This is a genomic window from Klebsiella sp. S69, assembly GCF_016516145.1.
GTDB lineage: Bacteria > Pseudomonadota > Gammaproteobacteria > Enterobacterales > Enterobacteriaceae > Klebsiella > Klebsiella oxytoca.
Genome location: NZ_JACVUU010000031.1, coordinates 1 through 12,720, shown reverse-complemented (window position 1 = coordinate 12,720; position 12,720 = coordinate 1). Strand labels below are relative to the sequence as shown.

The 12,720-nt window shown below is 52.5% G+C and carries 12 protein-coding genes and 1 other annotated feature; of the genes, 6 read left to right on the top strand and 6 right to left on the bottom strand.

Annotated elements, in window-relative coordinates; genetic code table 11:
- Window positions 1–8: 8 nt before the first annotated feature.
- Window positions 9–1,232 carry a diguanylate cyclase DgcN gene (gene dgcN, locus IAE27_RS25330; RefSeq protein WP_070555966.1) on the bottom strand — a complete coding sequence of 408 codons (1,224 nt, stop codon included), beginning with the start codon at window positions 1,230–1,232 and terminating at the stop codon, window positions 9–11.
- Window positions 1,225–1,734 carry a YfiR family protein gene (locus IAE27_RS25325; protein ID WP_154022931.1) on the bottom strand — a complete coding sequence of 170 codons (510 nt, stop codon included), beginning with the start codon at window positions 1,732–1,734 and terminating at the stop codon, window positions 1,225–1,227. The genes dgcN and IAE27_RS25325 overlap by 8 nt, the downstream gene beginning before the upstream one ends.
- Window positions 1,735–2,078: 344 nt before the next feature.
- Between IAE27_RS25325 and aroF the strand changes: the two genes are divergently transcribed.
- The 3 genes from aroF (at window position 2,079) to IAE27_RS25310 (ending at window position 5,222) form a co-directional block, all read left to right on the top strand.
- Window positions 2,079–3,149 carry a 3-deoxy-7-phosphoheptulonate synthase AroF gene (aroF, locus tag IAE27_RS25320; RefSeq protein ID WP_004104620.1) on the top strand — a complete coding sequence of 357 codons (1,071 nt, stop codon included), beginning with the start codon at window positions 2,079–2,081 and terminating at the stop codon, window positions 3,147–3,149.
- 9 nt (window positions 3,150–3,158) lie between these two features.
- The gene (gene tyrA, locus IAE27_RS25315; RefSeq protein ID WP_004104619.1) at window positions 3,159–4,280 is read left to right on the top strand and encodes a bifunctional chorismate mutase/prephenate dehydrogenase; all 1,122 of its coding nucleotides are present in this window, start codon (window positions 3,159–3,161) and stop codon (window positions 4,278–4,280) included.
- Between the two features lie 69 nt (window positions 4,281–4,349).
- Window positions 4,350–5,222: an SMP-30/gluconolactonase/LRE family protein gene (locus IAE27_RS25310; protein WP_064374018.1), complete on the top strand. Its 873-nt coding sequence runs from the start codon at window positions 4,350–4,352 to the stop codon at window positions 5,220–5,222.
- Here the strand turns inward: IAE27_RS25310 and pheA are convergent.
- The 4 genes from pheA to bamD all read right to left on the bottom strand — a co-directional run bounded on the left by pheA (window position 5,219) and on the right by bamD (window position 7,985).
- Window positions 5,219–6,379 (bottom strand): bifunctional chorismate mutase/prephenate dehydratase, encoded by a 1,161-nt coding sequence (gene pheA, locus IAE27_RS25305; protein WP_154022932.1) that lies wholly within the window; start codon window positions 6,377–6,379, stop codon window positions 5,219–5,221. The two genes, IAE27_RS25310 and pheA, sit on opposite strands and share 4 nt — an antisense overlap.
- Window positions 6,380–6,409: 30 nt before the next feature.
- Window positions 6,410–6,534: a sequence feature (Phe leader region), on the bottom strand.
- Complete coding sequence (pheL, locus tag IAE27_RS25300) at window positions 6,486–6,533, bottom strand: pheA operon leader peptide PheL (protein ID WP_101706155.1); 48 nt, start codon at window positions 6,531–6,533, stop codon at window positions 6,486–6,488. It overlaps the preceding feature by 48 nt.
- A gap of 106 nt (window positions 6,535–6,640) precedes the next feature.
- Window positions 6,641–6,976 (bottom strand): ribosome-associated translation inhibitor RaiA, encoded by a 336-nt coding sequence (gene raiA / locus IAE27_RS25295; protein WP_004104616.1) that lies wholly within the window; start codon window positions 6,974–6,976, stop codon window positions 6,641–6,643.
- A gap of 271 nt (window positions 6,977–7,247) precedes the next feature.
- Complete coding sequence (bamD, locus tag IAE27_RS25290; RefSeq protein WP_004104615.1) at window positions 7,248–7,985, bottom strand: outer membrane protein assembly factor BamD; 738 nt, start codon at window positions 7,983–7,985, stop codon at window positions 7,248–7,250.
- A 132-nt stretch (window positions 7,986–8,117) separates the two neighbouring features.
- Between bamD and rluD the strand changes: the two genes are divergently transcribed.
- From rluD to clpB, 3 genes are all read left to right on the top strand, one after another.
- Window positions 8,118–9,098, top strand: coding sequence for a 23S rRNA pseudouridine(1911/1915/1917) synthase RluD (rluD, locus tag IAE27_RS25285; RefSeq protein WP_070555965.1), 981 nt, complete (start codon window positions 8,118–8,120; stop codon window positions 9,096–9,098).
- Window positions 9,095–9,826 (top strand): purine nucleoside phosphorylase YfiH, encoded by a 732-nt coding sequence (gene yfiH, locus IAE27_RS25280; protein ID WP_016808274.1) that lies wholly within the window; start codon window positions 9,095–9,097, stop codon window positions 9,824–9,826. Before rluD ends, yfiH begins: the two co-directional genes overlap by 4 nt.
- A gap of 127 nt (window positions 9,827–9,953) precedes the next feature.
- Entirely contained in the window at window positions 9,954–12,527 is a 2,574-nt protein-coding gene (clpB, locus tag IAE27_RS25275) for an ATP-dependent chaperone ClpB (protein ID WP_004104610.1), read from the top strand.
- The last annotated feature ends 193 nt before the right edge of the window (window positions 12,528–12,720 follow it).

The window sequence follows — 12,720 nt, the reverse complement described above, 5'->3', positions numbered from 1 at the left end:
GATTCCTTTTATTTTTGCGTTCGCTGTAAGCGCTGGTGTTTCATCCGATACATATTTTGGTCGGCAAGTTCTTGCAGATTTTCCGCGGAGGCATGTTCCCAGGTTAATGCGTAACCAATACTCAGCGACAGCCTGACGGTGTGGCCGTTGTGGAGATTAAACGGCGGGATAAACTGTTCCGACAATGCGCTGCAGAGTGCCTGAACTTCAGCCTCTGTATGAACATTGCGCAGCAGAACGGCAAATTCATCGCCGCCGAGACGCCACGCCTGGTGCTGTTTGCCGACAAAGGCCATCAGGCGGCTGGCGACCTCAATTAACACCTTGTCGCCGGCAGCATGGCCCCAGTTATCGTTAATGAGCTTGAAATTATCGCCGTCAAGAAACAGCAGCGCAGAACTACCATGGACGGTTTCGTCTTTCATCAACGCATTAATAACGTTGCGGAAAGCGGCTCTGTTAGCCAGGCCGGTCAACGGATCCTGCAAGGAGCTACGCAGAAGCTGGGCATTTTTAGCCTGAAGCTGCCGCTGCCAGTCCTCCATCTCGCCCAGCAGACTATTAAAGTCCTGGGCAAAGAGGTGAAACTCTTCAATACGCTCTTCGGGGACCCGACGAGAGAAATGGCGATTTTCGCGGATATCATGAACTACCTCGGTAATACTCTGCAGCGCAGCCACGATGCCACGATGCAGCGAGTGGGTAAGCAGCAATGCAATGCATGAGGCGAGAAAAATGCTGCCGGTTAGCACAATAATTGAGATACCGAGGAAATAGCTTATCAGCCTGTCCAGAGCGGTCAGACGAAGTTCACCGATAACTTTCCCCTGGTGCAGGATAGGTTGTACCGTGGGTTCCGGGAATAGCCATTTGCTGATAACGTCGCTGACTTTATCCTGCCTGGCCAGGCCATCGTTATGCCATGAGGCAAAGGGCTTCTGCCGACCGTCGACCAGGATTGCCTGCGAAAACTGTCCCTGCTTGCCCAGGGTGGCCAGGGTATCTTCGGCCGCCGCGCTATCGCCAAAGACCAGCGCGGCTTCCAGACTACGGCCCATCGTGGCGGCGGTGAGCTCCAGATTTTTTTGTGCGTATTGCTTGAGTGTGAATATGGAAGCGGCGCAGAGCAATAGCCAGACCAGTGTCATAGAGATAACAACGCTTATCATGCTGATACGGCGTAGCGCTCTTTTAAATGTGGGGCGCGGGGCCTGAGAAAAATCCTTATTCATGTGATGTTTTCCGGGCAAGCATCAGCACATCGGGATTAACCCGAACGCCGCTGTGCGTCAGTACATCCAGATTTACGGAAAATCTGACTCTCTCATTGTTTATAAGCAGGCAAAATGCGCTGCCAATAGAGCAATCGGTGTTTTGTTCCGCAATAAGCAATAGGGGCCGGTTTCCATATTTAGCTGTAAATTCAGACTGCTGAGTCGGAGATTCACTACCAAAATAAAAACCATCGCAGGTCGTCTGTAAGGCTTCTTCCGTATTACGAACAATCACGGGTTTATAAGGCAATAATTCCGGTGCTTCTTCGGTCAGGCTATGGATATAACGTGATGTCGAAAAAATACAAAGCTTTGGCGGGCCGGATAACTGCGGCCAGCGTGTATAGGTCACGATTCCCGAAACGATCGTCCGAACATTTTCAGACGGTTCGGAGGCAACAGCAGAGATACCCACGAGCGATAGTACTAAAGTCAAAAAGAGACGGTGAAGAACTGTCATTACGGATCCGTCAGGTTGTCATAGCGCGGGGGATGCAGATTGCTGAAACCCGGGCGAAGAATAGCATTATTGCTGAAAACCGTCATTAGCCAGCCCCGCCGCTTTAAGATAATTCTCACCAGGATTTTTCGTAAAAGAATGGAGTGAAAAGAGGGGAAGTGCTGAACCTGCATGCTTGTTGTAAATATAATTGTACATTATGAAGTAAATCTGGCGCGATTTAATTTATTGCTGTAAAGTAAAATTTACGGAATATGGATTGAAATCTTTACTTCATATGGTATCGTTACGTCATCCTCGCTGAGGCAATAACTATCGCAAACGAGCTATACAGGATCGCAATCATGCAAAAAGACGCGCTGAATAACGTACATATTACTGACGAACAGGTTTTGATCACGCCGGATCAGTTGAAAGCTGAATTCCCTCTGAGCGTTGAGCAGGAAGCGCAGATCGCGCAGTCTCGTCAGACCATCTCTGACATCATCGCCGGTCGCGATCCGCGCCTGTTGGTGGTATGTGGTCCATGTTCGATTCACGATCCTGAAACCGCCATTGAGTACGCTCGTCGTTTTAAAGCCCTTGCCGAAGAGGTCAGCGATAGCCTCTATCTGGTCATGCGCGTCTATTTTGAAAAACCCCGCACCACCGTTGGCTGGAAAGGGCTGATTAACGATCCGCATATGGATGGTTCGTTTGATGTAGAAGGCGGCTTGAAGATTGCGCGTCGTCTGCTGGTTGAGCTGGTCAATATGGGGCTGCCGTTAGCGACGGAAGCGTTGGATCCTAACAGTCCTCAATACCTCGGCGATCTGTTTAGCTGGTCCGCCATCGGCGCGCGTACGACAGAATCTCAGACTCACCGCGAGATGGCCTCCGGGTTGTCGATGCCGGTCGGTTTTAAAAACGGCACCGATGGCAGCCTTGCAACGGCAATTAACGCCATGCGCGCTGCCGCAATGCCGCATCGCTTCGTCGGTATTAACCAGGCCGGTCAGGTGTGTCTGCTGCAAACGCAGGGCAATCCAAACGGACACGTCATTCTGCGTGGCGGTAAAGCGCCCAACTACGGCCCGGAAGATGTCGCGAAGTGTGAAAAAGAGATGACTCAGGCGGGACTGAAACCCTCTCTGATGGTAGATTGCAGCCATGGGAATTCTAATAAAGACTACCGCCGCCAGCCTGCGGTTGCTGAATCCGTCGTCGCGCAGATTAAAGATGGTAATCGTTCCATTATTGGTCTGATGATTGAGAGCAATATCCACGAAGGAAACCAGTCCTCTGAGCAGCCGCGTTGCGATATGAAATACGGTGTCTCCGTGACCGATGCCTGCATTAGTTGGGAAACCACCGATGCGTTGCTCCGCGAACTTGATAAGGATCTGCGAGGCCATCTGGCGGCTCGTCTGGCGTAAGAGGATTATATGGTTGCTGAACTGACCGCGTTACGCGATCAAATTGATGAAGTCGATAAAGCGCTGCTGGAACTGCTGGCTAAGCGCCTGGAGCTGGTTGCGGAAGTCGGAGAAGTTAAAAGCCAATACGGTCTGCCGATTTACGTCCCTGAACGTGAATCGGCGATGCTGGCCTCCCGCCGTGAGGAGGCTGAGGCACTAGGGGTTCCGCCGGATCTTATCGAAGATGTTTTGCGTCGCGTCATGCGTGAGTCTTACTCCAGCGAGAACGATAAAGGTTTTAAAACGCTTTATCCGAATCTGCGTCCGGTGGTGATCGTCGGCGGCGGCGGGCAAATGGGGCGACTGTTTGAAAAAATGCTGACGCTTTCCGGATATCAGGTGCGTATCCTCGAGAAAGACGACTGGTCTCGGGCCGAGGAGATCGTCGCCGATGCCGGAATGGTCATCGTCAGCGTACCGATTCACACAACAGCGGCAACGATTGCTCAACTGCCGCCGCTGCCGGCGGACTGCATTCTGGTCGATTTGGCCTCGGTCAAAGCGGAACCGCTACAGGCGATGCTGGCCGCGCATAACGGACCGGTATTGGGATTGCACCCCATGTTTGGGCCTGACAGCGGCAGCCTGGCGAAGCAGGTCGTGGTGTATTGCGATGGCCGCCAGCCTGAGGCGTACCAGTGGTTCCTGGAACAAATCCAGGTCTGGGGCGCGCGGCTCCATCGTATTAGCGCCGTCGAACACGATCAGAACATGGCCTTTATTCAGGCGTTGCGCCACTTTGCCACCTTCGCTTATGGCCTGCACCTGGCCGAAGAGAACGTGCGACTTGAGCAACTTCTGGCGCTGTCGTCACCGATTTATCGCCTTGAACTGGCGATGGTTGGCCGGCTGTTCGCCCAGGATCCGCAGCTCTACGCAGATATTATTATGTCCTCAGAAAACAACCTGGCGCTGATTAAGCGCTACTACCAGCGCTTCGGTGAAGCTATCGGCCTGCTGGAACAAGGGGATAAACAGGCATTCATTGACAGCTTCCGTAAGGTCGAGCACTGGTTCGGTGATTATGCCCAGCGCTTCCAGAGCGAAAGCCGGACGTTGCTGCGTCAGGCAAATGATAATCGGCAGTAAGTGTTAAAAGACGTATACAATAAAGCCAGAGGGGTGACCCGCTGGCTTTTTTTTATAGGGATGAAAACGATGGCTGAACCACAACCGCTGTTTGATTACACCGGGCATTTACCGGAATGTCCGACCTGGAGCGAAGCCGAACAGGCATTGTACTGGGCCGATATTATGGAGTGCGAGATTCATCGCTACGACGTGCAGACGGGCGATCATCAGGTACTGCAGTTTCCCGAAGAGCCCGGCTGTTTTGCACTACGCGAAAAGGGCGGTTTTATCGTCGCTTTACGTAGCGGTATCTGGCTCACCGATGTTCATGGATTACTGCAGCGAAAAGTCTGCGATAACCCCAGCAATCCGCAATTAGCCCGTTTTAACGATGGCGGAACCGATCGCGATGGCCGCTTTTATGCCGGGACTTTCTGGGGGCCGGGAGATTTTAACGGCGCGCTCTTGATGCGCGTTGATAACGATCTCTCTCCGCAGGTTATCCAGTGCGACATTCATGGCGCCAACGGTTTGGCATTTAGCGAAGACAAGCGGTGGATGTATACCTCGGATACGCCCAATGCCGTTATCTATCGTACAGCGCTGGATGAGCAGGGCGAAGTGGGTAAACGCGAGGTCTTTCGTCGCTTTCAGCCCGGTGAGGGCATTCCTGATGGCGCGGCCATCGATACTGAAGGTTGCTACTGGAGCGCGATGTTTGACGGTTGGCGTATTGCGCGCTTTTCTCCGACGGGCGAGCAACTGGAGGAGTACCGTCTACCGGTGCGTTGCCCGACGATGGTGTGCTTTGGCGGAGCGGATATGAAAACGCTCTATATCACGACCACGCGGGAGAATATGGATGCTGAAGAGCTGGCGAAATATCCGCTTTCCGGCGCGATCTTCACCCTGCCGGTGACCGTGGCAGGGATGAAGAAGTTGCCGTTTACAGAACGTTAAACCGGATCGACCGGCACCACGTTTTCGCTGGCATAACATCCCAGTACTTTCATTGAACGGGTTATCTCGGCCAGCTCTTTTAATGCCTTACGCATTGGCATTGACTCCAGGTTGGCCTGGATATCCAGATAAAACATCTCTTCCCACGGATTGCCATGAATAGGACGCGATTCCAGCTTGGTCATAATCAGGTTATGGTTTCTCAGCACCAGTAGCGCTTCTACCAGGGCCCCGGCTTGCTGGCCGGTAGCCATCAACAGAGTGGTTTTCGCCGGCACCTGATCGGAGACCTCCACCGCTTTACGCGCCAGAACGAGGAAGCGGGTGATGTTTTGCGTCTGGTTAGCCTGGCAATGTTCCAGTACCTGCAAACCGTGCAGCGCTCCGCCTGCTTCGCTGCCCAGAGCGGCAACGGTTGGCGATTTTGCCTGAGCGACCTTTTCCATCGCCGAAGACGTGCTATCGGTATATTCAATGTTCCAGTGCGGATAGCGGCTTAGATACTGGCTGCACTGCTGGAACGGCTGCGGATGGCTGTAGACCGTCGTAATCTGTTGCGCATCGGTGGATGTTGAAACCAGCACGCAGTGATCGATAGGCTGCGTCAGCTCGCCAACGATAGATAGGCTGGTGTGCTGCAGAAGGTCATAAACATCATTGATGCCGCCAGAACTGGTATTTTCAATAGGGACGACGGCGTAATCAGCCTGACCGGTTTCCACTTGCTCAAAGATATCCGCGAATTTAGCGCAGCCGCTTTCGATAAACTGTTCAAAGTGGCGGGCGGCATACTGACGAGCCGCAAGATGCGAGTATGAACCTTTGGGCCCGAGAAACGCGACTCGTGCAGAGTGCGGATTAATTTTATTCAGATGCTGCTGGAGCAGCGTTTGCTGGGTAAGGACCGAGTCTTCAATAATGAGTTGAAACAGGCGTGTGATGTAGTGGGCATCAAGATGGTGTTTTTTTCCCAGCGTCATCAGGCGTTCAAGCAGATCGCGCTCGCGGTCGATATCCCGCACCGGCCGGTGCGATGCCAGCTTGGCTTTTCCAACCTCTACGGCCAGGCCGCGGCGTTCCGCCAGCAGCGCCAGCAGTTTTTCATCCAGAGCGCTGATCTTATCGCGTAGGGCCAGTAATGGGTTTTCCTCGGTCATATGTGTTGCCTTTCTTGTTATTGATTATCAATAAAAAAGGCCTCCCTTTTGGGAGGCCTTATTGTTCGTCTTCGCATTCTTTATCACACGACGAATTGCCTCCCATTCAGGGGAAGGTAAAAAAGAATGCGAAGAAGAACGGGATGAGTTTCACGATGAATTCCTTGAGTTAGTGGGAATTACAGTACCTGTACTGTTTTCACTCTGTCAATAAAAAACGCGCCCGAAGGCGCGTGGCATGACACAAGCTTAAGTTAAGGATTACTCTTCTTCTTCCACAAAGCCTGCCTCTTTCACCGATGTGGCGGCGCGGCGGGCTTCCCCTTTGTGCTGCACTTTATTTAGCTGCCGTTCCAGCTTGTTGATCAATTCGTTGATTGCGGCATACATGTCTTCGTGCCGTGCGCTGGCAACCAGGTGACCGTTCGGCGTATTGATGGTTGCGTCAGCGACAAAACCCTGCGGCTCCTTAGAGAGGATGATATGCGGGTTGATTAAGTGAGTTTGCCATTTATCCAGTTTGGCGAGACGGTCTGCGACGTGCTGGCGAATTGCCGGAGTAATTTCCATTTGTTTACTGGTAATGTTCATTGTCATAAATTTTACCTCTTGTCTTTCCCGTCTTGGTGAATTCAGCATACCTCGCCTAATGTCAAAAAGCGTGATTTAAATCACATTTTATTGTCACTTTTTGTCAACGAATCTGTTTTGTGAGAAAGGACAGGAACAGGCGAGATTTTACTTGTCGAATGGCAGAAAGAGAGCCATATTTGATGAGTTAACTCGGGGCTAAACCGCTTCAGCTAAACTATTTAACGAATAAAAAAACGGCAGCCCTTGGGCTGCCGTTTTTTTTAGCGACCGACTATCAGGTGTTCTTGCTATTAGCCGCAATGATCTTCGCAACCTTGTCAGCCTGAGCGTTCATTTGCATCTGACGGTAGGCATTTTCCATCTTCGGTAGCGCATCACGGGTGGCCTGCGTATCCGGGTAATTACGCAGCATGCCATCGACGCGGTTAACTACTGCAACCCATGCGCCACGATCGGTATAGTAATCGACCACTGACAGCTCGTACTTCGCCAGGCGATCCTTCAGGAACACCATACGCTTGTAAGCATCGGTAGAGTACTGACTGTTAGGATAGCCACGGACCAGCCTGGAGAAGTCGTTAAAGGCATCACGCGCGTGTTGTGGGTCGCGATCGGAGCGATCGACGCCAAAGAAGCCCTGCAGCGCACTGTCATCCAACGCCATATTTGTCAGACCACGCATATAAATGACGTAATCAATGTTAGGATGCGTAGGGTTCAGGCGTACAAAGCGATCGATGGCTGCCTGAGCCAGCGGCAGGTCTGCGTTTTTGTAGTACGCATAAATCAGGTCCAACTGCACCTGTTGGGAATAAGGTCCAAAGGGATAACGGTTATCCAACGCTTCCAGTTGCGTTATTGCCTGTTTCCAGTTACCGTCCTGCAGCTTTTGCTGAGCGGTCGCGTAGATCTCATTCGGCGGATTATCGGGCACCTCCTCCTTTGAGCCAGAGCAACCCACCAAAGCCAGGCTCAGTGTGGCTGCTGCCACCAGGTATTTCATGCGCGTCATGACGTTTTGACTTCCTCAAAATGTTTATGCGGGAGAATCTCTGTTCCTGCTCCCGATTAAGACCAGCTACAATAGCACACTATATTAAACGGCAAAGCCGTAAAACCCAACGTTAAAACGAAGAAGCTGTATATGGCACAACGAGTACAACTCAACGCAACGGTGTCCGAAAATCAACTCGGACAACGCTTAGATCAGGCTTTGGCCGAATTGTTCCCGGATTATTCGCGTTCGCGCATAAAAGAATGGATCCTTGACCAGAGAGTGCTGGTAAACGGCAGCGTCAGCGACAAGCCGAAAGAGAAAGTTCTGGGAGGGGAGACGATTACTATCGATGTTGAAATCGAAGAAGAAGTTCGTTTCCAGGCACAGGATATTCCGCTCAATATCGTTTATGAAGATGATGACATCCTCGTAATTAATAAACCGCGCGATTTAGTTGTGCATCCTGGCGCGGGCAACCCTGACGGTACTGTGCTGAATGCGCTGTTGCACTACTATCCGGCCATTGCTGACGTGCCGCGTGCGGGGATTGTGCACCGTCTTGATAAAGACACCACCGGTTTGATGGTGGTCGCGAAGACTATCCCGGCGCAAACCCGACTGGTGGAGTCCCTGCAGCTGCGCGAAATCACCCGCGAGTATGAGGCGGTGGCGATTGGTCATATGACGGCTGGCGGAACGGTTGAAGAACCGATTAGCCGCCACCCGACCAAGCGTACGCATATGGCGGTACATCCCATGGGAAAACCGGCGGTAACACACTACCGGATTATGGAGCATTTTCGCATCCATACTCGGCTGCGTTTGCGCCTGGAAACCGGCCGTACGCACCAGATTCGCGTACATATGGCGCACATTACTCACCCGCTGGTGGGCGATCAGGTCTACGGCGGTCGCCCGCGTCCGCCCAAAGGGGCATCCGAAGAGTTCATCGCTGCCCTGCGGAAGTTCGATCGTCAGGCGCTGCATGCCACCATGCTACGCTTATACCATCCGATCAGCGGAATTGAGATGGAATGGCATGCGCCAATTCCACAGGACATGGTGGATTTGATTGATGCCATGCGCGCGGATTTTGAAGCCCATAAAGACGATATCGACTGGCTATGACTAAACTGATTGTACCGCAATGGCCGATGCCGGAAGGCGTGGCTGCCTGTAGTTCCACGCGCGTTGGCGGGGTAAGTTTATCGCCATACGATTCACTTAATCTCGGCGCCCATTGTGGAGACAATCTACAGCACGTAGAAGAGAACCGTCGGCGTATGTTCGCCGCTGGCGGCCTGCCGTCATATCCGGTATGGCTGGAGCAGGTTCACGGTACGGCAGTTTTGCGACTCGATGGCGGACCGTACGAGTCAAAGCGAGCGGATGCTTCGTACTGCAATGTGCCGGGGACGGTCTGCGCGGTGATGACCGCTGACTGCCTGCCGGTGCTTTTTTGTAACCGCGCGGGTACTGAAGTTGCGGCTGCGCATGCCGGTTGGCGAGGGCTGTGCGAAGGCGTACTGGAAGAAACCATCGCCTGTTTCGCCGATAAACCGGAAAATATCATGGCCTGGCTTGGGCCCGCCATTGGGCCGGATGCGTTTGAGGTCGGCCCGGAAGTGCGGGAAGCTTTTATGGCAAAAGATGCCCTGGCGGAACGTGCATTTCGTCCCGCGGGTGAAAAATATTTTGCTGATATTTATCAACTGGCTCGTCAGCGTCTGGCGGGCGTTGGCGTTGAGCAGATTTACGGCGGTGACCGCTGTACCCTCAGCGAAAAGGATGATTTTTTCTCTTATCGCCGCGACAAGATGACAGGTCGTATGGCAAGTTTCATCTGGCTGATATAACCTGCCGAACTAAGACGATCCAGAAGGCAAACTTATTTTTGCATAGTTCAGGTCTTTAACCTTGAATAATTGAGGGATGACCTCATTTAATCTCCAGTAGCAAATTTGACCTGTTATGGGAGGAGTTATGCGTCTGGATCGTCTTACCAATAAATTCCAGCTTGCTCTTGCCGATGCCCAGTCCCTTGCGCTTGGGCACGACAACCAATTCATCGAACCTCTTCATCTTATGAGCGCCTTGCTGAATCAGGAAGGGGGATCGGTACGTCCTTTATTAACTTCGGCTGGCATCAACGCCGGCGAGCTACGCACGAATATTGAACAGGCGCTAAGCCGTTTGCCGCAGGTGGAAGGTACCGGTGGTGATGTTCAACCGTCCCAGGACTTAGTGCGTATTCTGAACCTTTGCGACAAGCTGGCGCAAAAGAGAAAGGACAACTTTATTTCGTCAGAACTATTCGTTCTGGCTGCGCTTGAATCACGCGGTACGCTGACCGACCTTTTAAAATCTGCCGGAGCAACAACCGCCAACGTGAGTCAGGCGATTGAACAAATGCGCGGAGGTGAAAGCGTGAACGATCAGGGTGCCGAAGATCAACGTCAGGCATTGAAAAAATTTACCGTCGATCTGACCGAGCGTGCCGAGCAGGGCAAGCTTGACCCGGTCATCGGTCGTGATGAAGAAATTCGTCGTACGATTCAGGTTCTGCAGCGTCGTACCAAAAATAACCCGGTGCTCATCGGTGAGCCTGGCGTAGGTAAAACGGCCATTGTTGAGGGGCTGGCGCAGCGGATCGTTAACGGCGAGGTGCCGGAAGGGCTGAAGGGCCGTCGAGTTCTGGCGCTGGATATGGGCGCGCTGGTGGCGGGTGCCAAATACCGCGGTGAGTTTGAAGAACGCTTAAAAGGCGTACTGAACGATCTCGCTAAGCAGGAAGGTAACGTTATCCTGTTTATCGATGAGCTGCACACGATGGTGGGGGCAGGTAAAGCAGACGGTGCAATGGATGCCGGCAACATGCTGAAACCGGCGCTGGCGCGCGGTGAACTGCACTGCGTGGGTGCCACAACGCTGGATGAATACCGGCAGTATATTGAGAAAGATGCCGCTCTGGAACGTCGTTTCCAGAAAGTATTCGTGGCGGAGCCGACTGTTGAGGATACCATTGCGATTTTGCGTGGTCTGAAAGAACGGTACGAACTGCACCATCACGTGCAGATCACCGACCCGGCGATTGTGGCGGCAGCCACGCTGTCCCATCGTTATATTGCCGATCGACAGCTGCCGGATAAAGCCATCGACCTGATCGATGAAGCCGCTTCCAGCATTCGGATGCAGATTGACTCAAAACCGGAAGAGCTGGACCGGCTCGACCGCCGTATCATCCAGCTCAAGCTGGAGCAGCAGGCGCTGAAGAAAGAGTCTGATGACGCCAGCATTAAGCGACTGGATATGCTAAATGAGGAACTGGCGGATAAAGAACGTCAGTACTCAGAATTAGAGGAAGAGTGGAAGGCTGAAAAAGCCTCGCTTTCCGGCACTCAGACCATTAAGGCTGAACTGGAACAGGCTAAAATCGCCATTGAGCAGGCGCGTCGTGTCGGCGATCTGGCGCGAATGTCCGAGCTTCAGTATGGCAAGATCCCTGAGCTGGAAAAACAGCTGGCGGCGGCAACGCAGTCTGAAGGCAAAACGATGCGCCTGCTGCGTAACAAAGTAACGGATGCCGAAATCGCGGAAGTGCTGGCTCGCTGGACGGGTATTCCGGTGGCCAGAATGCTTGAAGGTGAACGTGAGAAACTGCTGCGTATGGAGCAGGATTTGCATAGCCGCGTTATTGGTCAGAACGAAGCGGTGGAAGCAGTATCTAATGCGATTCGCCGTAGCCGTGCTGGTTTATCCGATCCTAACAGGCCGATTGGCTCGTTCCTGTTCCTTGGGCCTACCGGGGTGGGTAAAACAGAACTCTGTAAAGCTCTGGCCAACTTTATGTTCGATAGCGACGATGCAATGGTACGTATCGACATGTCAGAGTTTATGGAGAAACATTCCGTTTCACGTCTGGTTGGGGCGCCTCCGGGATACGTGGGCTATGAAGAAGGCGGCTATCTGACCGAGGCGGTCCGTCGTCGTCCTTATTCTGTCATCCTGCTGGATGAAGTGGAAAAAGCGCACCCGGATGTCTTTAACATTCTGCTGCAGGTGCTGGATGATGGACGTTTGACCGATGGGCAGGGGAGAACGGTCGACTTCCGTAATACGGTGGTCATCATGACTTCTAACCTTGGCTCCGACCTTATTCAGGAACGCTTTGGGGCACTGGATTATGGCCATATGAAGGAGATGGTGCTGGGCGTGGTTAGTCAAAGCTTCCGTCCAGAGTTTATCAACCGTATTGACGAAGTGGTTGTCTTCCATCCGCTGGGTGAAAAACATATTGCTTCTATCGCGCAGATTCAGCTGCAGCGGTTGTATAAACGACTTGAGGAACGCGGCTACGAAGTCCACATGTCTGATGAAGCGCTGAAATTGCTGAGCGAAAATGGATACGATCCTGTTTATGGCGCACGTCCTCTGAAACGTGCTATCCAGCAACAGATCGAAAACCCGCTGGCGCAGCAGATCCTCTCCGGTGAATTGATTCCGGGTAAAGCAGTGCAATTGGTTGTGAAAGATGACCGGATAGTGGCAGTGCAGTAAATCACAAAACAGCAAAAACGGGCCCCTGGGGCTCGTTTTTGTTTAAAAACCAGGCAATAATCTCTTTCCTGCTGGCGATTTGGCTGAAAATTAAGCGGGTGAGTTTTTTTTTGAAAATACCGCTTGTCACTTTGAATTTACGCCCTATAATGCGCCTCCACTGACACGGAACAACGGCTTACAGCCCGCCGGG

Excerpts from the sequence above, each read along its gene's own strand:
- dgcN (WP_070555966.1), bottom strand. The coding sequence starts at position 1,232 with ATGAATAAGGATTTTTCTCAGGCCCCGCGCCCCACATTTAAAAGAGCG.
- IAE27_RS25325 (WP_154022931.1), bottom strand. The coding sequence starts at position 1,734 with ATGACAGTTCTTCACCGTCTCTTTTTGACTTTAGTACTATCGCTCGTG.
- aroF (WP_004104620.1), top strand. The coding sequence starts at position 2,079 with ATGCAAAAAGACGCGCTGAATAACGTACATATTACTGACGAACAGGTT.
- tyrA (WP_004104619.1), top strand. The coding sequence starts at position 3,159 with ATGGTTGCTGAACTGACCGCGTTACGCGATCAAATTGATGAAGTCGAT.
- IAE27_RS25310 (WP_064374018.1), top strand. The coding sequence starts at position 4,350 with ATGGCTGAACCACAACCGCTGTTTGATTACACCGGGCATTTACCGGAA.
- pheA (WP_154022932.1), bottom strand. The coding sequence starts at position 6,379 with ATGACCGAGGAAAACCCATTACTGGCCCTACGCGATAAGATCAGCGCT.
- raiA (WP_004104616.1), bottom strand. The coding sequence starts at position 6,976 with ATGACAATGAACATTACCAGTAAACAAATGGAAATTACTCCGGCAATT.
- bamD (WP_004104615.1), bottom strand. The coding sequence starts at position 7,985 with ATGACGCGCATGAAATACCTGGTGGCAGCAGCCACACTGAGCCTGGCT.
- rluD (WP_070555965.1), top strand. The coding sequence starts at position 8,118 with ATGGCACAACGAGTACAACTCAACGCAACGGTGTCCGAAAATCAACTC.
- yfiH (WP_016808274.1), top strand. The coding sequence starts at position 9,095 with ATGACTAAACTGATTGTACCGCAATGGCCGATGCCGGAAGGCGTGGCT.
- clpB (WP_004104610.1), top strand. The coding sequence starts at position 9,954 with ATGCGTCTGGATCGTCTTACCAATAAATTCCAGCTTGCTCTTGCCGAT.